Source organism: Flavobacterium movens, assembly GCF_039581425.1.
GTDB classification, from domain to species: Bacteria; Bacteroidota; Bacteroidia; order Flavobacteriales; family Flavobacteriaceae; genus Flavobacterium; species Flavobacterium luteolum.
Map to the genome: position 1 here is coordinate 82145 of NZ_JBCPXY010000007.1, position 23087 is coordinate 105231.

20 protein-coding genes and 3 tRNA genes are annotated in these 23087 nt (G+C 31.9%); 10 read left to right on the plus strand and 13 right to left on the minus strand.

The window, feature by feature from the left end; translation table 11 throughout:
* Nucleotides 1-3: 3 nt before the first annotated feature.
* Genes AAYQ05_RS13815 through AAYQ05_RS13835 form a run of 5 tightly spaced genes read right to left on the minus strand, consistent with a single transcriptional unit; the run spans nucleotide 4 to nucleotide 2891 of the window.
* Nucleotides 4-474 (minus strand): nuclear transport factor 2 family protein, encoded by a 471-nt coding sequence (locus AAYQ05_RS13815; RefSeq protein WP_343544062.1) that lies wholly within the window; start codon nucleotides 472-474, stop codon nucleotides 4-6.
* Between the two features lie 48 nt (nucleotides 475-522).
* Complete coding sequence (locus AAYQ05_RS13820) at nucleotides 523-1047, minus strand: hypothetical protein (protein ID WP_343544063.1); 525 nt, start codon at nucleotides 1045-1047, stop codon at nucleotides 523-525.
* A gap of 12 nt (nucleotides 1048-1059) precedes the next feature.
* Entirely contained in the window at nucleotides 1060-1536 is a 477-nt protein-coding gene (locus AAYQ05_RS13825; RefSeq protein ID WP_281632652.1) for a hypothetical protein, read from the minus strand.
* A 6-nt stretch (nucleotides 1537-1542) separates the two neighbouring features.
* The gene (locus tag AAYQ05_RS13830) at nucleotides 1543-2220 is read right to left on the minus strand and encodes a peptidoglycan DD-metalloendopeptidase family protein (protein WP_343544064.1); all 678 of its coding nucleotides are present in this window, start codon (nucleotides 2218-2220) and stop codon (nucleotides 1543-1545) included.
* A gap of 5 nt (nucleotides 2221-2225) precedes the next feature.
* Entirely contained in the window at nucleotides 2226-2891 is a 666-nt protein-coding gene (locus AAYQ05_RS13835; RefSeq protein ID WP_343544065.1) for a spermidine synthase, read from the minus strand.
* A gap of 64 nt (nucleotides 2892-2955) precedes the next feature.
* On the opposite strand from AAYQ05_RS13835, the gene AAYQ05_RS13840 reads away from it, so the two are divergent.
* Nucleotides 2956-3507: a 1-acyl-sn-glycerol-3-phosphate acyltransferase gene (locus AAYQ05_RS13840; protein WP_343544066.1), complete on the plus strand. Its 552-nt coding sequence runs from the start codon at nucleotides 2956-2958 to the stop codon at nucleotides 3505-3507.
* An 84-nt stretch (nucleotides 3508-3591) separates the two neighbouring features.
* Here the strand turns inward: AAYQ05_RS13840 and AAYQ05_RS13845 are convergent, their stop codons facing one another.
* A complete protein-coding gene (locus AAYQ05_RS13845; RefSeq protein WP_343544067.1) occupies nucleotides 3592-4047 on the minus strand; it encodes a helix-turn-helix domain-containing protein in 456 nt (151 codons plus the stop codon).
* A 312-nt stretch (nucleotides 4048-4359) separates the two neighbouring features.
* On the opposite strand from AAYQ05_RS13845, the gene AAYQ05_RS13850 reads away from it, so the two are divergent.
* The 4 genes from AAYQ05_RS13850 (at nucleotide 4360) to AAYQ05_RS13865 (ending at nucleotide 9274) form a co-directional block, all read left to right on the plus strand.
* Nucleotides 4360-5514, plus strand: a complete 1155-nt coding sequence (locus tag AAYQ05_RS13850) for a M14 family metallopeptidase (protein WP_343544068.1) — start codon at nucleotides 4360-4362, stop codon at nucleotides 5512-5514.
* 77 nt (nucleotides 5515-5591) lie between these two features.
* Nucleotides 5592-6071, plus strand: a complete 480-nt coding sequence (locus tag AAYQ05_RS13855) for an Lrp/AsnC family transcriptional regulator (RefSeq protein WP_008468989.1) — start codon at nucleotides 5592-5594, stop codon at nucleotides 6069-6071.
* Nucleotides 6072-6162: 91 nt separating this feature from the next.
* Nucleotides 6163-8748, plus strand: a complete 2586-nt coding sequence (locus AAYQ05_RS13860) for a phosphoenolpyruvate carboxylase (protein WP_343544071.1) — start codon at nucleotides 6163-6165, stop codon at nucleotides 8746-8748.
* 10 nt (nucleotides 8749-8758) lie between these two features.
* Nucleotides 8759-9274 (plus strand): DinB family protein, encoded by a 516-nt coding sequence (locus AAYQ05_RS13865; protein WP_343544072.1) that lies wholly within the window; start codon nucleotides 8759-8761, stop codon nucleotides 9272-9274.
* Nucleotides 9275-9468: 194 nt separating this feature from the next.
* Here the strand turns inward: AAYQ05_RS13865 and recQ are convergent, their stop codons facing one another.
* From recQ to aroB, 5 genes are all read right to left on the minus strand, one after another.
* Nucleotides 9469-11577, minus strand: coding sequence for a DNA helicase RecQ (recQ, locus tag AAYQ05_RS13870; protein ID WP_343544073.1), 2109 nt, complete (start codon nucleotides 11575-11577; stop codon nucleotides 9469-9471).
* 141 nt (nucleotides 11578-11718) lie between these two features.
* A complete protein-coding gene (locus AAYQ05_RS13875) occupies nucleotides 11719-12132 on the minus strand; it encodes a DNA primase (RefSeq protein WP_343544074.1) in 414 nt (137 codons plus the stop codon).
* A gap of 8 nt (nucleotides 12133-12140) precedes the next feature.
* Nucleotides 12141-13109, minus strand: a complete 969-nt coding sequence (locus AAYQ05_RS13880) for a deoxyhypusine synthase family protein (RefSeq protein WP_057117936.1) — start codon at nucleotides 13107-13109, stop codon at nucleotides 12141-12143.
* Between the two features lie 98 nt (nucleotides 13110-13207).
* Nucleotides 13208-14611 carry a type III PLP-dependent enzyme domain-containing protein gene (locus tag AAYQ05_RS13885; RefSeq protein WP_111424946.1) on the minus strand — a complete coding sequence of 468 codons (1404 nt, stop codon included), beginning with the start codon at nucleotides 14609-14611 and terminating at the stop codon, nucleotides 13208-13210.
* 303 nt (nucleotides 14612-14914) lie between these two features.
* Complete coding sequence (gene aroB, locus AAYQ05_RS13890; RefSeq protein WP_343544075.1) at nucleotides 14915-15982, minus strand: 3-dehydroquinate synthase; 1068 nt, start codon at nucleotides 15980-15982, stop codon at nucleotides 14915-14917.
* A gap of 247 nt (nucleotides 15983-16229) precedes the next feature.
* Between aroB and AAYQ05_RS13895 the strand changes: the two genes are divergently transcribed.
* On the plus strand, nucleotides 16230-17399 hold the full coding sequence (locus AAYQ05_RS13895; RefSeq protein WP_343544076.1) for a proline dehydrogenase family protein: 1170 nt from the start codon (nucleotides 16230-16232) through the stop codon (nucleotides 17397-17399).
* 180 nt (nucleotides 17400-17579) lie between these two features.
* Here the strand turns inward: AAYQ05_RS13895 and AAYQ05_RS13900 are convergent, their stop codons facing one another.
* Nucleotides 17580-19364 carry an ABC transporter ATP-binding protein gene (locus AAYQ05_RS13900; protein WP_343544077.1) on the minus strand — a complete coding sequence of 595 codons (1785 nt, stop codon included), beginning with the start codon at nucleotides 19362-19364 and terminating at the stop codon, nucleotides 17580-17582.
* Nucleotides 19365-19631: 267 nt separating this feature from the next.
* Here AAYQ05_RS13900 and AAYQ05_RS13905 point away from each other — a divergent pair.
* From AAYQ05_RS13905 to lepB, 4 genes are all read left to right on the plus strand, one after another.
* Nucleotides 19632-19706 (plus strand) — tRNA-Val (locus AAYQ05_RS13905).
* An 89-nt stretch (nucleotides 19707-19795) separates the two neighbouring features.
* Nucleotides 19796-19870 (plus strand) — tRNA-Val (locus tag AAYQ05_RS13910).
* Nucleotides 19871-19953: 83 nt separating this feature from the next.
* Nucleotides 19954-20034 (plus strand) — tRNA-Tyr (locus AAYQ05_RS13915).
* Between the two features lie 241 nt (nucleotides 20035-20275).
* Nucleotides 20276-21886 carry a signal peptidase I gene (lepB, locus tag AAYQ05_RS13920; RefSeq protein WP_343544078.1) on the plus strand — a complete coding sequence of 537 codons (1611 nt, stop codon included), beginning with the start codon at nucleotides 20276-20278 and terminating at the stop codon, nucleotides 21884-21886.
* A gap of 89 nt (nucleotides 21887-21975) precedes the next feature.
* Here the strand turns inward: lepB and AAYQ05_RS13925 are convergent, their stop codons facing one another.
* Nucleotides 21976-22938, minus strand: coding sequence for a hypothetical protein (locus AAYQ05_RS13925; RefSeq protein ID WP_343544079.1), 963 nt, complete (start codon nucleotides 22936-22938; stop codon nucleotides 21976-21978).
* Nucleotides 22939-23087: the final 149 nt, after the last annotated feature.

A 23087-nucleotide genomic window follows, 5' to 3' on the forward strand; every position in this document is an offset into this window, starting at 1 on the left:
GTTTTATTTATTTTTCTGAAATTGTTGTAATGACGATAAAGCTTGTGCCTGTACTTTTTTCTGGAAAAAACCAGTCCAGCCTAATAAATAACCTGTTAAGCCAAAGGCTTGTTTTGACCATTTCCAAACATCAAAATTATCAGTATGTTTGATGATTAATCCGTCTTGAAAAACAAATTCAGCTGCAATTTTATTGATGACTTTTCTATTGGTTTTACTGAAATTATAGGTTGCTGTCCAATTTGCAGAGCCTGTGAAATCATCAGCTTTTACATTTGAAAATTCAATTTTTAAATTCCCTTTACTCTTTAAAAGCAACATTTCCCACATTTTAGAAACCTGTTCTTCTTTCAACAAACCAAAAGCTGGATCGATAAAATGAACTTTTGGATGATAACATTCGCTCATTGTTTTGGCGTCTGCATTCGCGAAAGCAGTATAGAATTTTGTAATCAAGGCTTCATTTAAATTCATAAAAAAAATATTTATGTTAAATATAAGATTTATTATATTAAAAAATCATTACAAAACATTAATTTCTTTAGCTGTATCAAATGTTTTTTTTGACTTATCAAATGCTGTTGAGAAATACTTTACTTTACTATATGCTGTAAAATGTCCAGTTAGATTCCCTGAAATATCTGGTCCACCAGCAATTATAAATCTAATTGCATAAATATCAGTCTTTTTAAGCTTCAACCATTCTGCAGGCGTAAAATAATAGTAGGCAGTTGTTTTACCCTCTGAAGATTCTTTTACATTTTTGTCTGTACATGCAATTACATCGGCATTTGTCAAATCGACGTAGACACCACCAGCAATCTTTGCTTTGTCATTTGCTGTAGAAACAGTTAGTTTTAAAACACCTCCTTTTTCTGTTTTAGCTATTTGAACATTTATTTCGCCAGAATAAGCATATTTTTCGCAGATGAAAGTATATTCTTGTGTTGCAGGATAAGGTGCAGATCCTTTTACACTTATAGTTTGCTGTGCTGAAGCAAGTATTGAAACAAATAATAAAAGAAAAAGTGGCAGTTTAAAATTCATAGGTATCTTAATTTATTGATCGGCTAATTTGGCATCAAATTTCTCATCCCAATCCATAGATTTTATGGCAGAAACAAGATTGTCTTCATTTACAAAAATGCGTAATTCTTTATTGGCAACTTTTTTTGTATACAAAGCATGATAACGGTAAATGACTTCATTTTTGGTTCTGTAAACTCCATCTAATTTTAAATCTATAAAACTTCCGTAGTATTGTCTAAATCTTTGGCAGGTTTTGGTTAAACGTTCTTCTGTTGTATTTTCCATAACCGATTTAGTAACTTCAGTTTCATTAAAAGGTTTAAATTTTGAAGTATTACAAGTTTCTAAAACTCTTTTTCCTAAATCATAAGCTTTACGCTGCTGATTTGCATTTACATCTGCTCCAGAAACTTTTTTTATTTTTAAATCTTCTGTATCTCTGCTTACGGTTTTAGATTTACATCCGATTAATAACAACAAACATATAATCAATCCTGCTTTCTTCATAACTATTTAAGTAATTTTTAATAATAAGTTAGGATCGGGACAATTTTCGATATAAAAGTTAAGGTCGCCTGTATTGCAGACACCAGGATAGTCTCCTTGATAATCACCAATATTGTGAATAATTTGAAAATGGACATGAGGGGCGTAATCTCCATTTACTGAGGCGTTTCCTAAGCTGGCAATCTTTTCACCTTTCTTAAAATAGTCTCCGATCTTTAGATTCTCTATACTTTCTAACGATAAATGTCCGTATAAAGTATAAAATTTTTCATTTTCAACTTTGTGTTCTAATATAATAGTAGGACCATAATCGCCCAAACCGACGTTATTTTTAAAACTATGCACTTTTCCATCTAAAGCTGCAAGTACTGCGGTTCCGGCCTCTGCCCATAAATCTAATCCAATATGAATATTGCGTTCTGGTTTTGAAGCATCCAAAAAAATGGGACTTCTTTGATATAAAAATCTACCTTCTATATAACCTCCAAAGGCAACTTTGGCATTGTTCTCTTTTAGATAATTTGAAATATACTTTTCAAAATCCTTTGAAGTGTCCAGTTTTTTATCGACCAACTCCTGATTTGAAACGGACAAATTTAGTGGTACATATTCAGAAAGATTAATTGAGGCATCAATAACTTTAGTAGGTGGCAGGGCGTTTAAGATTGAGGAAAGGGGTTTCATAAAATTTAAGCAACTTTGTTTATAATTATTAATTCGTTATGAACTTCAATGCGGGGCAGCATCTTTGTTTTAAACATTTTTGGATTTACTTCGGCAACATATTTTCTATTTCTAACATTGTGCGCTTCGTCTAAAATCATGGTATTGAACAAAACAAAACCTTCGTCTTTTAAAAGTGTGCAAACTCTATCAACGAAAAATTTTTCAAACAAAAAGTTTGGCATATGCGTGTCTTCAAAAATGTCTATTATAATAAGGTTATATTTGTCTTTTGTTTTCAGCACAAATTCAAAAGCATCGTCAATAACAACTTCTAATTGTTTAATTTGATTAAGATTAAAATACTGATTGGCTATTTGAATCATGTCTGGATCAATTTCAACTCCAGTTATTTTTTCCTTGTATGCTATTTCGTCTACTAACGTTTTAACGACACTTCCGCCCGCAACTCCTAATAATAGAATGTGATCCATTTCTACTATTTTATTGTAACCTATATTTCGAAGCCCATACCTTAATATACGCTGTAAGCTTCCATATGAATAATTTGTGTTTTCAGTGTCCAGTACTAATTCCCCGTTTGCCCAAGTAACTTCGATCATTTTACTTCTGGCCGATTTTTTTTTAAATATTTTTATTGGAATTATATAACTGAAAAATTTTCGAATCATTTCTTATGCTTTTACTCAAATTTACCATTAAATCTTTTATTTTGCACCAAATAATAAACCTTTAATGAAAAAACTATTGTACAAATTCATATTTTTCAAGCTAATGGGCTGGAAAATAGTAGGAATCGAAAATGCCGAAGTAAAAAAATGTGTATTGGTGGTGATGCCTCATACGAGTAATCATGACTTTTACATTGGTCTTTTTACTCGCGGTATATCTGGATTGCAGATGAATTTTGTAGCAAAGAAGGAATTATTTAGATTTCCTTTTGGATTTTATTTTCGAAATGTAGGGGGAGAACCGCTAGACCGATCAGGCGGATTGAACAAAGTTGATGCAATTGCCGCAATTTTTGAACGAAAAGAAGTCTTTCGTTTGGCTGTGGCTCCAGAAGGAACTAGAAAAAAAGTGAATGAGCTAAAAACAGGATTTTATTTTATTGCGCTTAAAGCGAAAGTGCCAATTGTTCCTGTTGCTTTTGATTGGGGGAAAAAAGAAGTAAATCTTGGTAAGCCACTTTTGCCAACCGGAAATTATGAAGCCGATTTCGAAATTTTGAAAGAACATTATAAAGGTGTTTTAGGGAAAATCCCTGAAAACGGAATTAAATTGTAATTTCTGAGAATTTTTCCAAATGCGTGAGAATCGCATATTTGAAATTTTTCTGGACAAAGAGTCAAATACGCGCTAATTTTTGAATTATGGAGAATAGGCCTTAAAAGTACCATTTTTATAGAATAAGACTATTTTTTCAATTTCTTTATCTTCCAAACTAAATTTTTCATTTTTTAGAACATGAGATTTTTTGGTTTCTATTTTTTCTTCTTCCGGATTTATTTCTATAGCCGAAAATAAATCATTTCCCATATTCTGATTCGATACGATAGGAGAGGAAGTTTTTTCAATTTCTGTCGTTTCCTCGTTATTGCTTTTAGGAAAAGTTCCTTTTCCTACCAGAATCCAATATAAATCTACATCTGGAAAAACTTCTAGAATTTTCATTACAAAATCTAAGCTTGGCTTATTTCTTCCTGATAAAAGGTGAGACATACTAGAACGTTGCACACCAATTTTATCAGCAAATGCAGATGCGTTTAAACCATAATATTCTAATACAGATTCAAGTCTTTTTACAAAATCATCTATGTTTACCATTGTAAATTCTTGCTTTAAATTTTATCATTTACAAATGTAAACAAAAAGAAGCGGTATTCGAATATTATTGTTTCAATTTTAAATAGAGTTCATTTTTATGTTAAATTTAAAATTGAAATAAATATTTATAATTAACTGAAATTAATGGATTTAGATGCAATATAAAAATTTAAAAAGCTCAATTAAAACAAGTTATCTATAGTAACATCAAATCTCCCTTAAAACTGTTTACAATTCTAAATTTTTAATTTTTCATACTGTTTACAATTGTAAAAATAAAGATGTTTACTTTTGTAAACTAATCGAAACACAATGAATTTAGAACAGCTTTTTACTCAATACAAGGAACAATCTATCTCTGGCAGATATCTCACTTTAGACCATATTAAACCGCTTTTAGATAAACTAAATACAAATGGTCAAGTGCAGATTATTGGCACATCTGTTCTCGGCGAACCTATATGTAGTTATCAAGTCGGAACTGGAAAAACTCGTGCTTATCTTTGGTCACAAATGCATGGAAACGAAAGCACAACGACAAAAGCCCTATTTGATTTCATTAACTTATTGAATGATAATACCGATTTTGCAAAGCAAATGCTCGATACTTTTACGTTTTACTGTATACCAATGCTTAATCCAGATGGAGCAAGACTTTATACAAGAGCAAATGCTAATGAAATAGATCTAAATCGTGATTCACAAGATCTTACACAACCAGAAAGTAGAGTGTTACGTGAGGTATTTGAAAAATTTAAACCAGATTTCTGTTTTAATCTACACGATCAGCGTACAATATTTGGAGCAGGCTCAACTGGAAAACCTGCAACAGTATCTTTTTTGGCTCCTTCTTATAATGAAGAAAGAGAAGTAAATGACAATAGATTAAAAGCTATAAATGTAATTGCTGGAATCAATGAAGAACTTCAAAAATATATTCCAGGTCAAGTTGGACGTTTTGATGACTCCTTCAATATTAATTGTATAGGAGACACTTTTCAATTTTTAGGTGTGCCAACTATACTATTTGAGGCAGGACACTTTCCTGGGGATTATGAGCGCGAAATTACTAGAAAATTCATATTTTTCGCGTTAATTCAGAGCTTCAAACTGATATCCGAAAACGATTTAGTTGATAATAGATTTGGTGAATATTTGAATATTTCACAAAATAATGTCGTTTTTTATGATTTTATGTATAAAAATGTCAAAATAAATTATGATGGTATCGAAATTATTACGAATTTTGTCGCACAATACAAAGAAGAATTAATCGAAAATAAGATTCATTTTAACGCTTACATTGTTGAAGTAGGCGAGTTGGAAAATTATTTTGGTCACTATGAATACGACGCAAAAGGTGCAGAATATTCGGACGATTTCCAAAACTTTCCTAAAACGGGTCAAAAAGCAAATTTTTATTTAAATAAAAATGTTAAATTTGTTAACGGATTAATAAAAAGTTAATTTTTATGTGAATTTGTTGTTTTTTATATATAATTTTATACTTTGTAATAGCAATTAGTAATATTAATTAAACAATTATGAGTAAATTTCGTTTAGATGAAGTAGATCACCAGATTTTAGATATGTTAATAGACAATACGAGAGTTCCGTTTACTGACATTGCAAAAAAATTATTGATATCTGCTGGTACAGTACACGTTAGAGTTAAAAAGATGGAAGATGCCGGTATCATCATGGGATCTTCATTAGCCTTAGATTACGATAAATTAGGTTATTCATTTATTGCTTATGTTGGGGTTTTCCTTAATAATACATCTCAGACTAAATTTGTATTAGAGCGAATCAATCAAATTCCATTCGTAACTGTAGCTTCTGTAACTACAGGAAAATTCAACATCTTTTGCAAAATTAGAGCAAAAGACACTAAACACGCGAAAGAAGTTATCTTTATGATTGACGATATTGATGGTGTTTACAGAACAGAAACTATGATTTCATTAGAGGAAAGTATAAACGATAAGAAGCGTTTGATGCATACTATTTTCAAAAATATGTAATAACTTTTCTTGAATGCTATATTAAAATATACCTCAAGTTTATTCTTGGGGTTTTTTTATGACTAATTAACCAACCAACTATAACACGATTATGTATACGTTGCCGAAAATTGAGCGTTTTAATCAAGACGTTCTCTCAAAATACCACATTTACAATAGTGTTTTTATAACATTACCTTTTGATTCTATAGATAATACGGGAGTTTTACTTCCTTTATTTACAGAAACTTGCGAAACAGGCTTTAAAAAACAGGAAACACCAAAAGAAATTGTAGATTTCTTCTCAAATAAATTCTTAAACAACGTTTCTGAAGATGAAAAAATCGATTTAATGTTTCGATTTATTCAATATATAGAACGCCAAATTGTATTGTTTGACGCTATTGAAGATGCAGCTTTTCCAGAGGTTAACAACATGGAAGGACGCGGATCTCTTCGCGACATTAAAGAAAAATCTGACGCCAAAGAGAAAGATGATGAATTGATCGAATTTCTTGAAAGCTTTAATGTTCGTACAGTTTTAACAGCACACCCAACTCAATTTTATCCTGGACCAGTTTTAGGAATTATCAATGACTTGACAGAAGCAATTCGTAAAAATGATCTCTTGGTGATTAAACAATTACTTGCTCAGTTAGGAAAAACACCTTTCATTCAGAAAGAAAAGCCAAATCCGTACGACGAAGCTGTAAGTTTAATTTGGTATCTAGAGAATGTGTTTTATGCTACAGCTGGAGAAATTGTTCATTATTTACAGAAAAATATTTTACAAGGAAATCCAATTGAGAACCAATTAATCAAACTAGGATTTTGGCCAGGAGGTGATCGTGATGGAAATCCTTTTGTTACTACAGATATAACACTTAAAGTTGCAGATCGTTTGCGTACTTCAATTTTAAAATGCTATTATGTAGAAATGAGAAATTTAAAACGTAAGCTAACTTTCTCAGGTGTAGATGATTTGGTTGCAGAACTTGAACATAAACTTTATCGTTCAGTATTTTATTCTAAAGGAGATATTTTTATCACATTAGAGGAATTATTAACACAACTGAACAAAATTCGAAGTATAATTATTGAGAAACATCAATCTTTATATTTGGATGAATTGGACGCACTTCTAGTAAAAATTAATTTATTCGGATTCCATTTTGCAACTTTAGATATTCGTCAGAATAGTAAAATCCATAATGCAGTTTTCAAAGATGTTGTAAACTATTATTTGAATTCTGGTTCTGATGTTTTTCCGAAAAATTATTTCGAATTGACAGAAGATCAAAAAATTGATGTTTTATCGAAAGTTAAAGGCAATCTGAATCCTGCAGATTTTGAAAGTGAAATTACAAGATACACTTTAGAGTCTGTGCAAGCAATTAAAACCATTCAGCAAAATAATGGCGAAGAAGGAGCAAATCGTTATATCATTAGTAATAACGAAAGTGCCTTGAATGTAATGGAAACTTTCGCTATGATTCGATTGAATAATTGGGAAAAACCAACTGTAGATATTATTCCGCTTTTTGAATCTGTAGATGATTTGCAAAATGCGCATTCTATAATGGAGCAGTTGTATACCAATCCAGAATATGCTAAACATTTGAAATCTAGAGGAAACAAACAAACAATTATGCTTGGATTCTCTGATGGAACTAAAGATGGTGGTTATTTAATGGCGAACTGGAGTATTTATCAAGCTAAAATTTCATTGACAAAAATCTCTAGAGAATACGGAATTAAAGCTATTTTCTTTGATGGACGTGGTGGGCCTCCTGCTCGTGGTGGCGGAAAAACACATAAATTCTATGCGTCTCTTGGACCAAAAATTGAAAACAACGAAATTCAGATTACAGTGCAAGGACAAACAATCAGTTCTAATTTTGGAACTTTAGATTCTTGCCGTTATAATATCGAGAACTTATTAAGTGCAGGTGTTACCAATCAAGTTTTTAGCAAAGAGAAAAATGAACTGACTGCAGATGAAACTCAAATCTTGACAGATTTAGCTAATTTGGGGTATGATAAATATTTAAGTTTCAAAAATCACCCGAAATTTATTCCGTACTTAGAAAAAATGAGTACGCTGAAATATTATTCAAAAACTAACATTGGAAGCCGCCCTTCTAAAAGAAGTAAATCTGAATCATTAGATTTTGCTGATTTAAGAGCAATTCCGTTTGTAGGTTCATGGAGCCAGTTGAAACAAAATGTACCAGGATTCTTTGGAGTTGGTTCAGCTTTAAAACATTTTGAGGAATCTGGACAATGGGATAAAGTAAGTGATTTGTATCATAATTCATTATTTTTCAAAACATTGCTTGAAAACAGTATGATGTCATTAGCAAAATCTTTCTTGCCATTGACAGCTTATATGAAAAATGATCCTGAGTTTGGTGAATTCTGGCAGATTATCTATGATGAGTTCTCAGAAACAAAACGTCTTTTATTGAAAATTGCTGGGCACAAAACGTTGATGGAAAATTATCCTGATGGTATTGCATCGATTCAGATTAGGGAGCGTATTGTTTTACCGTTATTGACTATTCAGCAATATGCTTTATTGAGAATTAACGAATTAAACAAAGCTGAAGTTCCTAATGAAGAATTAGTTAAAGTTTACGAAAAAATCGTAACAAGATCATTATTTGGAAATACAAACGCAAGTAGAAATTCAGCTTAAAATATAAAAAATGAAAGCAGCAGAATTATTAGATAATGAATATTCAGGTCATTTTGGAACCTATGTACAAGCAGCTGGAGATGGAATTTTGATTGAAGAATTAGAAATTTCGCTTCACGAGTTTATCCGATTTGTACAAAATATTCCAATGGATAAATTTGATTATCGCTATGCGGAAGGGAAGTGGACGATCAAAGATATCATTCAGCATGTTATCGATACTGAAAGAATTTTTGCATATCGCGCTTTGCGTTTTTCAAGAAACGATAAAACGCCTTTGCCAAGTTTTGAAGAAAATGATTATGCAGATAACACAAACTCAAACAGCAGAAGTATTCAAGATTTATTAACTGAATTTTCAGCTGTAAGACATTCAACTTTATTGTTTTACAAAAGTTTATCTGAAGAACAACTAAAAAGAATTGGAACAGCATCTAATAATCCGATTTCTGTTCGTGCTTTAGGTTTTGTCATGATTGGACATCAGAAACATCATCAGAAAGTTTTTGAAGAAAGATATTTGTAAAAATTAATATTTGAAAATTTAAAATCCCAAATTCCAATTTCGTTGGAGTTTGGGATTTCTTATTGATTTTGGTTTGTTGTTGACTCAATCTTGTCATTCCGAGGAACGAGGAATCTCACTAGTGATTCCACAAAGATTGAAGACTAACTTTGTCAAATTTGTAGTGTGATCCTTCCTTCGTCAAGATGACAAACTTATTTAAGTTTTTTCTCCAAAAAAGCCAATCCAAATCTAATTTTATCATAAGACATTTTTTCCTCAAAATACTCAAAGTAAGGTCTTAATGCATTTGGATTTTCTAGTTCTATCTGAGCTTTTTCAATTTTTAAGATTTCGTCTTCAGAAACAAACTGGCTTAAATCTAAATCATGACCATCAACATACAATTTTGCTAAATGCGAAATAATCGTAGTTGAGCTCAAATCCCGCTGTTCTGCTATTTCTTCTACCGAAACTCCATTTTGAAATAATTCCAGAGTCTTTTTATAAGTATTGTCTTTTTTCTCTTTTTTTACAACAGATTTATTTCTTTCAAATTCAATAATTGCTTTAATGAAATCTGCTCCATATTTTTCCAGTTTTGCTTTCCCAACACCTTCAACAGCAAGGAACTCTTCATCGCTCATAGGTCTTAAGATTTCCATTTGACGAAGAGAAGCATCACTAAAAATAACATAAGCAGGAACTTCTTCTTCCTGCGCAATTTCATAACGCAATTTTCGAAGCGTTTCAAATAAAGAATTTTTAGCTGCTTTTGGTTTTGTCTCTTTGGTTTCGCTTTTATCAATTGTTTTCTTAACAACTGTTGTCAGTTTTACTTTTTCACCTTCAAATAAAACTTTCTTTGCAAAATGGGTAAGCAAAATTTTATTATGCTGATGAAAGGCAATTTCGCAATATCCTAAATTGATAAGCTGAATAAGATATTGATTCCAGTCATACCAAGAAACGTCGTGTCCAATTCCGTACGTTTTTAGCTCTTGATAATTTTTTTCATAAATATACGCGTTTCTCGAGCCTCTCAAAAAATCGACAATTACAGCCAAAGGCTCAGATTCTTTTAAACGCACAATAGCAGACAAAGCTTTTTGCGCGAGAATCGTTCCATCGAAAAAAGTTGGAGGATTTTTGCAAATATCGCAGTTTCCGCAATTCTCAGTAACCAATTCACCAAAATAAGAAAGCAGAATTTTTCTACGACAGCTTACAGCGTCAGCATACTGCTTCATTCTATCTAATTTTGCAAGCTGAATATCAGAGTTCAATCCTTCGGAAGCAAATTTTTGCAACTGAATCACATCTGCATAACTTTCAAACAATACTGTTTCAGCCGGAAGACCATCACGTCCAGCACGGCCAATTTCCTGGTAATAACCTTCGATATTTTTTGGTAAATTGTAATGAATCACCCAGCGAACATTCGATTTGTCAATTCCCATTCCAAAAGCGATAGTAGCGCAAACTACTTGACAATCGTCGTTTATAAATTGGTCTTGCGTTTTAGCACGCGTTTCATTATCAAGACCAGCATGATACGCTTTAGCTTCTATACCGTTTTTTTTCAATTTTTCTGCTAACTCTTCGGTAGTTTTACGGCTTAAACAATAAATTATTCCCGATTCGTTGGGTTTGTTTTCAATAAAATCAATTATTTGTTTAACTCGATCCAAAGCTGGACGAACTTCCAGACTTAGATTTGCCCGATCAAAAGATGCGATAAATGTTTTCGGATTTTTCAGATTTAACTGCTTGGTTATATCGGTACGTGTAGCTTTGTCAGCCGTGGCAGTCAAAGCTAAGATTGGAGTAGAAGGGAAACGGCTCTTTAGATAACCTAAATTAGTGTACGCGGGTCTAAAATCATGTCCCCAAGACGAAATACAATGCGCTTCGTCAATTGCTATTAAGCTTATATTTAGCTCATTGAAAGCCATATCTAAGTAAGAAAGACTTTCGGGAGCAATATAAACTAGTTTAAAATGATTTGATTTTAGATTATCAATATAATATTGCTGTTCTTGTGATGATTGGGAACTATTTATGTAACAAGCTGATATTCCGTTGGTTTTTAGACTATCTACTTGATCCTTCATTAGTGCAATCAGAGGTGATATTACAACTGTAATTCCAGGCAAGATTAAAGCTGGGAGCTGGAAACATATTGATTTTCCACCACCAGTAGGCATAATTGCCAGAGTATCTTGTCTAGATAGTATGGTATTAATTATGGTTTCTTGATTTGGTCTGAATTTTTCGAAACCAAAATTTTCTTTTAAAGTAGCGTGTAAAATTTCTGAAGTCATAGGCATATATTTTTTGCTTAAGATTTAAATGTAAAAATAATCCTATAAAAATAAAAATATAATTTGTTGAATTTGTACTGTATTGTTATAAAAAAAGGAACTCAAAATAGAGTTCCTTTTATTTATTGAAAAGAAAATGTATTAATCTTCATCCTCTTCATCTTCTTCATCATAATCAGTGTCAGCTTTGTCATCATCATCTTCATCATCATCGTCGCCATCAGCATCAGGTTTGTCTTGATTATCATCATCTTCATCATCGTCATTGCTAATATCATCATCAAGGTCCATTCCTTTTACTGGTGCAATTGCATCTACATCAACATCTAAATCATCATCTTCATCGTAGTTTTCAATTCTGTCAGCAAGTTTAGTACTAATTTTTACCAAATAAATTGTGTCCTCAGTACGAACTTCAACAGCTTCAACCAATTCGTTTTTAGCATTTCTAAAACGGATTACATCCGAATCATCGTAACCATCAGGAAATTTTTCTACCAAAAGGTTTAAAATTTCGTTGGTAAGTTTGGCGTAGTCTACTATAACTCTTTTCATAAATTATTCTATAAATCTAATAAATATGCAAAAATTAACGGAGCAACAATTGTAGCATCCGACTCAATAATAAATTTTGGGGTTTTGATGTCTAATTTACCCCAAGTGATTTTTTCATTAGGAACTGCCCCAGAATAAGAACCATAACTAGTTGTTGAATCTGAAATTTGGCAGAAATAACTCCAAAATGGAACATCATGCATTTCCATATCTTGATACAACATTGGTACTACGCAGATAGGAAAATCACCAGCGATACCACCACCGATTTGGAAGAATCCAATTCCGTTTGAACTGTTTTTAGAATACCAATCCGCAAGGAAAGTCATGTATTCAATTCCAGATTTCATGGTAGATGCTTTTAAATCTCCTTTAATTACGTATGAAGCAAAGATGTTACCCATTGTACTATCTTCCCATCCTGGAACGATAATTGGTAAATTTTTCTCTGCCGCTGCATACATCCAGCTATCTTTTAGATCAATTTCATAATATTCTTCTAAAACGCCAGATAACAGCATTTTATACATAAATTCGTGTGGGAAGTAACGCTCTCCTTTGTCGTCTGCATCTTTCCAAATTTTGTAAATGTGTTTTTGTAAACGACGGAAAGCTTCATGCTCAGGAATACACGTATCTGTAACACGGTTTAATCCTCTTTCTAACAAGGCCCATTCGTCTTCTGGTGTCAAATCACGGTAATTAGGAACTCTCTCGTAGTGAGAATGGGCTACTAAATTCATGATGTCTTCTTCTAAGTTTGCTCCAGTACATGAAATAATATGCACTTTGTCTTGTCTGATTACTTCGGCAAAAATTTTTCCAATTTCTGCTGTACTCATTGCGCCAGCCATACTTACCAGCATCTTAGCACCATCAGCTAATTGCTGCTCGTATGCTTTTGCTGCATCTACTAATGAAGCAGAATTAAAATGCAAATAGTGTTTTTCAATAAACTGACTGATTGGTCCTTTCATTTTTTTGTTTTTTTTTGAATTAAAAAGTTTAACCTTTTAGGATGTTAATGCAAATTAAGAATTTTTTAAGAAAAATTATTACTTAATCTGCCGTTTTTTTACACCTTTTTTTTGTATCCTAAAATCTTTAAAACATCGTCTGAAGTCTGTTGTTCAGAGAAAACCTCCGTTGCCAAAATTCCATTTTCATCACGATCAATTAAAATGTGTTTAGGTTGCGGAATCAGACAGTGGTGCAGACCTCCGTATCCTCCAATTGTTTCTTGATAAGCGCCAGTATTAAAGAATCCAATATATAAAGGCTTCTCTTTGTTGTATTTAGGCAAATAAATGGCGTTCATGTTTTGTTCAGAATTGTAATAATCGTCACTATCACAAGTAAGACCTCCTAACAGAACCCGCTCGTAAGTATCATTCCAGCGATTTACTGCCAGCATAATAAAACGTTTGTTTATAGCCCAAGTATCTGGTAAAGTGGTAATGAAAGATGAATCGATCATATTCCATTTTTCTCTATCATTTTGTTGTTTTTGATACAAAATCTGATAGATTGCACCACCGCTTTCACCTACAGTAAACGATCCAAATTCCGTAAAAATATTTGGAACATCAACTTCGGCTTCATCACAAGCAATTTTAATCTGATTGATAATTTCATCAATCATGTATTGATAATCATACTCAAAGGCAAGTGAGTTTTTAATTGGAAAACCACCTCCGATGTTCAAACCGTCCAGAGTAGGGCACTCTTTCTTAAGAGCAATGTATACTTTAATACATTTTACAAGCTCATTCCAGTAATATGAAGTATCATTTATACCAGTATTGATGAAAAAGTGAAGCATTTTCAGCTCTAACTTATCATTCTCCTGGATTTGTTTTTTATAGAAAGAAACTATGTTTTTGTAACCAATACCTAATCTAGAAGTATAAAACTCAAATTTAGGTTCTTCTTCGGCAGCAATACGGATTCCGATTTTGAATTTTCCTTTAATTTCTGCTTGAAGCAAATCTAACTCTTCGTAGTTATCAATAATCGGAATAGTGTTTTTATGTCCGTTGTTGATTAATCTACCAATATTAGTAATGTATTCGTCTCTTTTAAAACCATTACAAATTACATACGTACTTTTGTTGATTTTACCGTTTTCTAATAAATTCTCCACAATATTTACATCAAAAGCAGATGATGTTTCGATGTGAATGTTATTCTTGAAAGCTTCATTCATAATATATTCAAAATGAGAGCTTTTTGTACAATAGCAATAGTAATATTTTGCTTCGTATTTATTTTTTTCCATTGATTTTCTGAACCATGCTTTTGCTTTGTTGATGTTTTCAGAAATCTGAGGTAAATAAGTAAACTTTAATGGCGTACCATATTGTTCAACCAATTTCATCAAATCGATGTTGTGAAACAATAGGTTGTCTTTGTTTAGTTTAAATTCCTCTTGTGGAAAGTAGTATGTTTGGTTTATTAGATCAGAATATTTTGTATTCATTTATTTATCAATGTTTAGAGATTGTAATTATAATTTAATTTAGGTTTTTGGGGACTTAATCTTAAATTCAAACTCTAATATTGGCAAATATAATAGGCAGTTTTTCATGCTCTGCTTTTGTACATTGGAATACATCAAAACAAAAAGGACTTTTGCTATTATAGAAACGATTCAACATTCTTAATAAAGAACTGTTGAGTCTGTTTCGGTAAGAGCTGAAGTGCCTTTGCTGATTCTTTGTTTTCATGGGGCAAATGTAAAAAATAATATATACCAAATGCAACGCTTTTGATTAAAAAAAGTTTAAGATTTATAATCCTGAAACGCTTCTAGAATCAATTTATTTTCAACGGATTGGTTAATTTTTATTTTTCCGATTCCTTCAATCAATGCAAATTGAATTAAACCGTATTCATTTTTTTTGTCGTGAATTAACAATTCTAAGATCGGATCGATGTCATTTTCTTCAAAAATTACATCATCATATATGTCTTTAATTACCGCTTTTATTTCTCTGTATTCTTGTTCAGAAATCAATCCTTTTTGAAGCGAAATATAACTTTCTAATATCATTCCGACCGCGATCGCTTCTCCATGCAATAAAGTAGTTTTTTCTTCGCTTTCTAAGAAGTAGCCTTCAATAGCGTGACCTAATGTATGTCCGAAGTTTAGAGCTTTACGGATATTTTTCTCTGTTGGGTCTTGAATAACGATTTCATTCTTAATTTCTACAGAACGATAAATCAATTGATCCAATTCATCAAAAACAATCGATTTTAAATCCGAAAACTGTCTCCAATAAGGCGCATCGTAAATTAAACCATGTTTAAGCATTTCTGCTAAACCAGAACGCATTTCGCTTTGTGGTAAAGTTTCCAAATATTGTGTATCAATCAAAACCATTTGCGGCACATTGATAACGCCGATTTGATTTTTAAGATTTCCTAAATCAACTCCTGTTTTTCCTCCAACAGAAGCATCAACCATAGATAATAAAGTAGTAGGGATATTAACGAAATCTACACCTCTTTTAAAAGTAGAAGCAACAAAACCGCCTAAGTCTGTAACAACTCCGCCTCCTAAATTAATAATAAGCGATTTTCTGTCAGCTCCAAGTTCTGTCAAAATATTCCAGATCTCAATACAAGTTTCAATGTTTTTATTTGCTTCTCCAGCTTCAAACTCTATAATTTCGATTGCTAAATCTGTTTCCAAAACCGGAATAAACTTAGACAAACAATACTCATTAGTTTGATCATCAACAATTATAAATATATTAGAATATTTACTTTCTTTTAAATGTTTATTTAAAGCTTCGTAAGCATTCTCATTAAAATGTACGAGATAATTATTGGCTTGAATAGATTGCATAATTCTTTTGTTGTTTTGAAAGCGCAAAATAAGGCATTTTAAACGTAATAATATTCAAACTTTCGGGCTAATTTGTTTAAAATGCGGGTTTGCATCTTTAAAATTAAGATAAAATTATTCAAGAAATAAATATTTACTTCACAAATTAACATTTGAGATGTTCTTGTTAAGAATATTGAAAAATATGATGCTGTTTAGTGAAAAATATTCAAAACACTCTCTATATTTGCATAAAAAATAAATTTTAATGGAAAAGATATTCGATAACACGCAAGTTGCATTTTCACTAAAGAGTGACACGGAACTTGATAGAGCTTATTTTCTTTTCAAAATGATTGACAGCGAGCCTTTAGTAAGAATTGGGACTGCTGTAACTAATTTTGCAATTAAAGCTCATTTACCAGTAGAAGGATTAATTAGAGCAACTGTTTTTGACCATTTTTGTGGTGGTGTAAACGAAAATGACTGCCTTACTGTGGTAGACAAAATGTTTACAAAAGGAGTTTCTTCAGTTTTAGACTATTCCGTTGAAGGAAAAGAAGAAGAAGAGCAATTTGATGCTGCCTTAGAAATGACTTTAAGAACAGTAGATTTTGCTAAAGAACGTTTAGCTATTCCGTTTGCTGTTTTCAAACCAACGGGTTTAGGACGTTTTGAACTGTATGAAAAATTAGGTGAAAAACAAACTTTAAACCCTGCTGAACAAGCAGAATGGGATAGAGTAGTAGCTCGTTTTGATAAAATATGCAGTGAAGCTCACAAAAAGGATGTTGCATTATTAATTGATGGTGAAGAAAGCTGGATGCAGGATGCTGCTGATGATTTGGTTACTGATATGATGCGTAAATACAATAAAGAAAAAGCTATAGTATTTAACACATTGCAAATGTACCGTTGGGATCGTTTAGATTACCTTAAAAAACTTCATGATGTTGCAAAAACGGAAGGTTTTTATATCGGAATGAAGTTGGTTCGTGGCGCTTATATGGAAAAAGAAAACAAAAGAGCCGAAGAAAAAGGGTATGTTTCTCCAATCTGTGTTTCTAAAGAAGCTACCGATGTAAATTATGATAATGCCGTACAATATATGTTAGAGCATATTGATAAAATGGCCATTTTTGCTGGAACTCATAACGAATCAAGTTCATACAAGTTAATGGAAATGATGACTCAGAAAGGAATCGCTAAAAATGATTCTAGAATCTGGTTCGGTCAATTATACGGAATGAGTGATAATATTAGCTATAACTTAGCTGAAAACGGTTATAATGTTGCAAAATATTTACCATTCGGACCTGTAAAAGATGTTATGCCATACTTGATCCGTCGTGCAGAAGAAAATACTTCTGTAGCAGGACAAACAAGCCGTGAATTGTCTATGATTAAGGCAGAACGTAAACGCAGAAAAGGGAAATAATTTTTAGTTTTCAGTCTCAGTTTATAGTTTACAGTTTATATAAAAAAAAGCTTCAATTTTCATTGAAGCTTTTTTATTAAAACCTCTCGGGTTTGCTTTGAGGTTAAAAAAAAACTCCATTTGATTTTTAAATGGAGTTTTTTTATTGGAATATGGATTTTATAAAACTGAAATTTCCTTTTAAGAGTTACTAAACTGCAAGTTGCTTAAATTCTTATAGATTCCGTTTTCTAAGTTTATTAATTCTTGGTGCGTTCCTTCTTCAGAAATTTTTCCGTTATCTAAAACTAAGATTTTATCTGCATTTCTGATTGTTGAAAGACGGTGAGCGATGATAATACTCGTTCTGCCTTCCATTAATACTTCTAAGGCTTCTTGAACTAGTTTTTCGCTTTCACTATCTAAAGACGATGTAGCTTCATCTAAAATCAAAATACTTGGGTTTTTAAGCAAGGCTCTTGCAATCGCAATACGTTGACGCTGACCTCCTGAAAGTTTAACACCGCGTTCTCCTACCAAAGTTTCAAATTTCTCAGGGAAACCATCAACAAAATTAAATGCGTTGGCTTGTTTAGCAGCTTGCATAATTTCTTCATCTGTTGCGTCTGGCTTTCCGTATGCAATGTTTTCTCTAATGGTTCCTCCAAATAAAATTACGTCTTGAGGAACAATACTCATATTTCCTCGAAGGTTTTCTAAATCGTAGTCATAAATATTTTTCCCGTCAACTGTAATTTCTCCAGAAGTAATATCGTAGAAACGAAGCAGAAGAGAAGATATAGTCGATTTTCCGGCACCACTAGGGCCAACAATTGCTATTTTCTGACCAAATTCTGCTGAGAAGTTTACATCTTTCAAAACTTGTACTTCTTGACGTGTAGGATAACTAAATGCTACGTTCTTGAAAGTAACATTTCCTTTTATTTTTTCTTGATTTTGACTTGAATCTGAATTGATTTTCTCTGGATTTTCGTCTAGCAATTCAAAAACACGTTCTGTCGCACCAATTGCTTTTTGAATTTGCGCGTATAGTTCCGCAATTCCCCCAAACGAAGCTCCAACAAAAGTAGAATATAATACGAACGAAATTAATTGTCCGACGCTCATTTCGCCAGCAATACTCAAACGTACTCCGTACCAAACTACAGCTACAATTGCTCCGAATAAGCAGAAAATAATAAAAGAGGCAAAATAACCGCGGTATTTACCGCCTTTAATAGCCAATTTAACCACTTCGCTAATTTTTCCTTTATACCTTGCAATTTCATACCATTCGTTGGCAAAAGCTTTCACGATACTAATTCCTTGCATGGTTTCTTCTACAATTACCTGGCTTTCTGCAACCTGATCTTGTACTTTTTTAGAATATTTTCTAATAAATCGACCAAATACAACCGCTGCAATTGCTACTAAAGGGACTACTGAAAGCATTAATAGCGTCAATTTGAAGCTTTCAGTTGCTAAAAGAATAACTCCACCAATGATTAAGATGAACTGACGTAAAAACTCCGCAATTGTTGTTGTTAGAGTATCTTGAATCTGTGTAATATCGGCGCTGATTCTGCTGTTTAATTCACCAACTCTTTTTTGAGAGAAGAAAGTCATGGGCAATTTTACCAGATTGGTATACAAAGCCAAACGCAAGTTTGCCAGTGTGTTTTCGGTAAAATTTACAAATAATGATAATCTGAAAAATGAGAAAAAAGACTGTAGAAACAGAATTACAACTAACCCCAAAGCAATTGTATTTGCTTCGTCGTTGTTCTTGTTTTTTACGCAATCTACCAGCATTCCCATTAGTTTTGGAAAGGCTAGGGCAGTGGCACCCGTTAAAAGGAGAAAAATCAAACCAATGAAAAATTTCCATTTGTGATGTCCTGCGTATGTGAAAATTGTTTTTGCTTTGTTAAGTGAAGTAGCCGTTATTTTTGATTTAGGTAAATCATTTTCTTTAAATCGTGCCATTAGAGTATACTATTTTTAGGTATGCAAATGTATAACTAAGTCGAATCACTACAAAGGAATATTAAGAATTACAGCTCTCAATTTGGCTTTTTAACGAAATTATAAGAAAAGAGTAAAAAAACTTCATTTTTTAAAGGTTTGAAAAATAGCCTTCTAAATAAAAACGTGAAAAAATATTTCATTTTTTTTCCAAAAAGGCTTGCAAATACAAAATCTAGCTGTACATTTGCACTCGCAATCACAAAATGATAGTAGCCTAGTAAAATAGGGCGATTAGCTCAGCTGGTTCAGAGCACCTCGTTTACACCGAGGGGGTCGGGGGTTCGAACCCCTCATCGCCCACAAATTTTTTAATAAAAAAGGTTTGCAAATATAAATTCTAAATGTATATTTGCACTCGCAATCACAAATGATAGCAACCTAGTAAAATAGGGCGATTAGCTCAGCTGGTTCAGAGCACCTCGTTTACACCGAGGGGGTCGGGGGTTCGAACCCCTCATCGCCCACAAAAAACTCCTTAAGAAATTAAGGATTTTTTTTTTTTTTGACTTTCGTGAATGTAATAAATCATCATTTACATTCAGATTTTGGGGAGATACTCAAGCGGCCAACGAGGGCAGACTGTAAATCTGCTGTGTGAACTTCGCAGGTTCGAATCCTGCTCTCCCCACTAAAAAGAAAAAAGCCTGTAAATCTTTTGATTTACAGGCTTTTTTCTTTTACAAACTAATTTAACTACACTTTATAATCAAGATCATTACCAATTCCATAGCGCAAATCTTATTTTAAATAGATTATAGTTTAACGCGTTGTTTCATTATTATGTAACAAATTAAGCAAAATGATACATATACTAAATCAATTATAAACTTAGATTTAAAAAACAACTACATAATAAAACGTTAGAAAGTATGAATTTATCACAATGGCTCATCTTAATTTTAATTTTGCAAATTGTCCATGGATTATCAACGTGGAAACTTTATATAAAAGCAGGTAGAAAACCACTAGAGTCATTTATACCATTTTACAATTTAGTAGTATTGATGATAATTATAAAACGTCCTCGCTGGTGGGTTTTTCTTGTTTTTACTCCTATTATCAATCTGTTAATGATTCCTGTTGTTTGGATAGAGAGTATTAGAAGCTTTGGAAAAAATTCCACAAAAGATACTGCACTTGTTTTGCTAACATTCGGTTTCTATATTACCTTTTTAAATTATAACTCAAAACTCACCTATATTGAGAATAGAGATTTACAACCTAAATCTAAAACAGAAGATACGATTGGCTCTCTTGTGTTTGCTATTATTGTCGCTACGCTTGTCCATACTTATATTATTCAGCCATTTACAATTCCATCTTCTTCATTAGAAAAGACTTTATATACAGGAGATTTTTTGTTTGTAAGTAAGATAAATTATGGAGCAAGAGTGCCAATGACTTCGGTCGCATTGCCTATGGTACATGATTCAATCCCTTTTTTAGGTTTAAAATCTTATTTATTCAATGATGATTTTACAAAAAAGGAAACGTCATTATTAAATAAATTTCAATTACCATATTTTCGGCTTCCGGCATTAGAAGAAATCAAACGTAATGAAATTTTGGTTTTTAATCAACCCGCAGATACTTTGCGAAATATGGATAATTTTAATCCAGATCGAAACTATTACAAACCTATTGATAAAAAAACAAACTTAGTTAAGAGATGTGTCGGAATAGCTGGGGACTCTTTAGAAATTCGTGATGGAAATATTTATATTAACGGTAAATTATCGGTGCTACCAAAAAGTGCAAAAGCTCAATATAACTTTTTAATTGATACTAAAGGACAGGCTATAAGCCAAGACGAACTTAGGTCTATATATGGGGCCAGAGAAGGATTAAAATATGATAATGGCTATTTTGCACTAACTAATTCAGGAGAATATTTTTTAACATTAACAGATGAGGAAGCGAAATTATTAGCTAGCAATCCTGTTGTAAAAAGTGTTAAAAAACAATTGACACCAAAAGGAGAAGATGGAAATGTATTTCCTCACAATTCATCATTAGGCTGGAATATTGATAATTTTGGACCTATCTACATCCCTAAAAAAGGGGCAACTATTAAATTAGATTTCAAATCACTTCCTTTTTATAAACGAATTATCGAGGAATACGAACATAATACTTTAAAAATCAACGATAATAATATTCTAATAAATGGTAAAATAAGCGACACTTATACTTTTAAACAAGACTATTATTGGATGATGGGAGACAACCGTCATAATTCTTTAGACGCAAGGTTTTGGGGATATGTTCCTTTTGACCATGTAGTTGGCAAGCCCGTTTTTATATGGTTGAGCTTGGAGAAGGATGGTAAAGGCTTTAATAAAATAAGATGGAATCGAGTTTTTTCTTTTGTTAATGGCGATGATAAACCTAAATCATATTTAATCCATTTTTTAGTCGTCCTAGGCCTTTTTATAATAGCAAACAAATTGATAAAAAGTAGAAAAAAACAACAGGTTTAACATATAAAAAAAACTCCTTAATTTCTTAAGGAGTTTTTTTTATGTTAAATCTTTCTTCCGCTATTAATAAATTTAAGAGTAATTAAAAATCAATCATTCGGCTGTGCCCAATCAGAATTCCTAATCAATAGTAAACCTTGAGCATAATCTGTAGTAGGGCAAGTTTCATCTACTATATTCATTCCCGAAATCATACTCAACAATCCAAAACTCCTAACCAATCTATTTGACTGTTTGTAAGGAGAGTTTTCTTCATTTAAATCAAAAAAAGTATTAGTATTAGGAACAGTTAATTCTTCTAACTCACTGATGCCTAGATGATAAATAAGAAAGGTATTATTGCAAGTAACTTCTAATTTTGTATGCTCTTTTCCGCTCTTTAAAAAGAAAGGTAAAAATTTAGAAGGTGCAGACATATTACTGTCTAAATACCTTGAAATTATAGTAAATGTTTTATTTCCTAAATTCTTATCTTCTTTTATTAAAACACCAAAATCTTTATTTTTACCTAATTGTTTTTGCAAAACGTGAGCTTCTCCAAAATAGCCGTAAACTTTCTCATTTTTAAGATTGTATCTTTTGTATAAACTCTTAAAATTAGAATACATAATGTTTTCTCTAGAAACAGAAATATAATCGGCTAAGTTTTTCTGAATAAATAAAATATCTCTAACGGTATTATCATCTGATTCTTGGGAATCTAAAAGCAATTTTGGCAATTGTTCTTTCGCCCAATTAATAAACAACAAATCTTCCTCTGGAAAATTAACCGAAAGATTTACTTTTTTCAATAAAATTTTTAAATGCTCTTGAGTTAGTTTTAGGTTCTGGATTTTATCAATTCCATAAACATGAATTTTTAAATTTGGTAAATTAGATTGATTTAGCTTGTATATTTCTATCCATTTCCTTTTGTAGTCTTTATTATTGTTACCGTGATAAATTATCCATGTATCTAAAACATGATCTATTAATTTTTCATCTCCAGATTCTAAATATTGGTTTAGAAAATACGCTTGACTAAAATCAATTTCAGCGAAATGTGCTTTCATGCCAACTTTTCGATTTAAATATTTAATAAGATTTACATCGTTTTTTATTGTCTCTTTTATACCATGAAATTCTCCAAGCAAAAAAAGATCGTTTTGTAGCAAATAAGGATCTAAATTTTTAAATGATAAACTCTGATTTTGATTAACCG

What these genes read in the sequence shown, in the direction of transcription:
- AAYQ05_RS13815 (WP_343544062.1), bottom strand. Translation starts at nt 474, where the DNA reads ATGAATTTAAATGAAGCCTTGATTACAAAATTCTATACTGCTTTCGCG.
- AAYQ05_RS13820 (WP_343544063.1), bottom strand. Translation starts at nt 1,047, where the DNA reads ATGAATTTTAAACTGCCACTTTTTCTTTTATTATTTGTTTCAATACTT.
- AAYQ05_RS13825 (WP_281632652.1), bottom strand. Translation starts at nt 1,536, where the DNA reads ATGAAGAAAGCAGGATTGATTATATGTTTGTTGTTATTAATCGGATGT.
- AAYQ05_RS13830 (WP_343544064.1), bottom strand. Translation starts at nt 2,220, where the DNA reads ATGAAACCCCTTTCCTCAATCTTAAACGCCCTGCCACCTACTAAAGTT.
- AAYQ05_RS13835 (WP_343544065.1), bottom strand. Translation starts at nt 2,891, where the DNA reads ATGATTCGAAAATTTTTCAGTTATATAATTCCAATAAAAATATTTAAA.
- AAYQ05_RS13840 (WP_343544066.1), top strand. Translation starts at nt 2,956, where the DNA reads ATGAAAAAACTATTGTACAAATTCATATTTTTCAAGCTAATGGGCTGG.
- AAYQ05_RS13845 (WP_343544067.1), bottom strand. Translation starts at nt 4,047, where the DNA reads ATGGTAAACATAGATGATTTTGTAAAAAGACTTGAATCTGTATTAGAA.
- AAYQ05_RS13850 (WP_343544068.1), top strand. Translation starts at nt 4,360, where the DNA reads ATGAATTTAGAACAGCTTTTTACTCAATACAAGGAACAATCTATCTCT.
- AAYQ05_RS13855 (WP_008468989.1), top strand. Translation starts at nt 5,592, where the DNA reads ATGAGTAAATTTCGTTTAGATGAAGTAGATCACCAGATTTTAGATATG.
- AAYQ05_RS13860 (WP_343544071.1), top strand. Translation starts at nt 6,163, where the DNA reads ATGTATACGTTGCCGAAAATTGAGCGTTTTAATCAAGACGTTCTCTCA.
- AAYQ05_RS13865 (WP_343544072.1), top strand. Translation starts at nt 8,759, where the DNA reads ATGAAAGCAGCAGAATTATTAGATAATGAATATTCAGGTCATTTTGGA.
- recQ (WP_343544073.1), bottom strand. Translation starts at nt 11,577, where the DNA reads ATGACTTCAGAAATTTTACACGCTACTTTAAAAGAAAATTTTGGTTTC.
- AAYQ05_RS13875 (WP_343544074.1), bottom strand. Translation starts at nt 12,132, where the DNA reads ATGAAAAGAGTTATAGTAGACTACGCCAAACTTACCAACGAAATTTTA.
- AAYQ05_RS13880 (WP_057117936.1), bottom strand. Translation starts at nt 13,109, where the DNA reads ATGAAAGGACCAATCAGTCAGTTTATTGAAAAACACTATTTGCATTTT.
- AAYQ05_RS13885 (WP_111424946.1), bottom strand. Translation starts at nt 14,611, where the DNA reads ATGAATACAAAATATTCTGATCTAATAAACCAAACATACTACTTTCCA.
- aroB (WP_343544075.1), bottom strand. Translation starts at nt 15,982, where the DNA reads ATGCAATCTATTCAAGCCAATAATTATCTCGTACATTTTAATGAGAAT.
- AAYQ05_RS13895 (WP_343544076.1), top strand. Translation starts at nt 16,230, where the DNA reads ATGGAAAAGATATTCGATAACACGCAAGTTGCATTTTCACTAAAGAGT.
- AAYQ05_RS13900 (WP_343544077.1), bottom strand. Translation starts at nt 19,364, where the DNA reads ATGGCACGATTTAAAGAAAATGATTTACCTAAATCAAAAATAACGGCT.
- lepB (WP_343544078.1), top strand. Translation starts at nt 20,276, where the DNA reads ATGAATTTATCACAATGGCTCATCTTAATTTTAATTTTGCAAATTGTC.
- AAYQ05_RS13925 (WP_343544079.1), bottom strand. Translation starts at nt 22,938, where the DNA reads ATGAAAGCACATTTCGCTGAAATTGATTTTAGTCAAGCGTATTTTCTA.